The following is a 1257-nucleotide window of genomic DNA, read 5'->3' as shown; positions in this document are numbered from 1 at the left end:
GTTTACGTACGTTGTAAATGAAAATGGAGTGCGTATTTATCCAGAAGCAATTCAAATGAAAATTGCTTTAGATGATGGATCGATTGTTGGTTTTTCTGCGAAAGAATATTTAGCATCGCATCAAAAACGAACAATTCCGAGTGCGAAGCTAACTGCTGCTGAGGCGAGAAAGAAAATTAATCCCGATGTAAAAGTTATGGAAGAACGTAAAGCTGTAGTAGTAAATGACTTGCATAATGAAGTACTTTGTTATGAATATATTGGTACTTTAGGGAAAGATACGTACCAAATTTTCATTAACGCAAATAGCGGGGCAGAAGAAAAAGTGAAGAAGATGCAAGCGGTTGAAAAAATTTATGATTAAACATCAATGATAAAGTGGTGAAAATAATGAAAATCATTATATATATGTTAATGTTTTGTTTCGTTATTACTGGATGTAGTATTGGAAAAAAAGACAATCCTAATGAAAAGCCAGAACAAAAAAATGTCTCGATGAAAAATGTTACGTATACAAATAAATCAAATAAACCAAATGAAAAGGCAGCTGATCATCTGGCATCTTTAGCTGCAAGTATACCTGGTGTAAACGATGCGACAGCAGTAGTAGTTGGGAAATATGCTGTGGTAGGTATTGATGTAAAAGCGAAACTTGATCGAACTCGCGTTGAGTCAATTAAGTATTCTGTTGCAGAAAGTTTGAAGAATGACCCAAATGGTGCGAATGCAGTCGTTGTAGCAGATGTTGATACGTATGAAAGACTAAAACAAATAGGTAAGCAAATTAAAAAAGGTAAAACTGGTGAAGGCATACTTGATGAATTAGCAGCAATTGTTGGCCGTGTAATGCCGCAAGTTCCAAATGATATGATTGAAAATAGGGAAACAAACCCGATTAAAGATAATGATAAACAATTACCAAAAGATGAAGAACAAGAACTTCGAAAAGAACAAGATGATCAGTCCAATAATCATTTGAAAAAATAGTGGAAATCCCGTACTAAATTGTACGGGATTTTTTATAAAATTAAATATTCAGTTTATTTTTAAGGGAAAATATGGTTTAATAATGAGGGGAGGGACAACCGTTATGATGAAAAAAAGCACACTCATATTGTGTAGTTTATGCATAGGTTTTAGTATGACAGCGTGTGACCAGAAGAAAGAAGTGAAGAAGAAAACTTCTACATCTTCTACTATAACGGAAAATAAAAATCAAAAATCCATTAATGTAAATCATTTCTCAAATATTAATGA

2 protein-coding genes are annotated in these 1257 nt (G+C 33.0%); both read left to right on the top strand.

The features are described 5' to 3' along the window. Positions 1-364 (top strand): PepSY1/2 domain-containing protein (locus AC1DTM_RS27115; protein ID WP_477001342.1); only part of this gene is annotated, 364 nt, incomplete at its 5' end. Positions 365-390: 26 nt separating this feature from the next. Then, the gene (locus AC1DTM_RS27110) at positions 391-987 is read left to right on the top strand and encodes a YhcN/YlaJ family sporulation lipoprotein (RefSeq protein ID WP_016105042.1); all 597 of its coding nucleotides are present in this window, start codon (positions 391-393) and stop codon (positions 985-987) included. The last annotated feature ends 270 nt before the right edge of the window (positions 988-1257 follow it).

This window comes from Bacillus sp. P4_D3, from assembly GCF_056401855.1.
The sequence above is the reverse complement of the archived record's forward strand: the minus strand, read 5'-3'. Positions and strand labels throughout refer to the sequence as shown.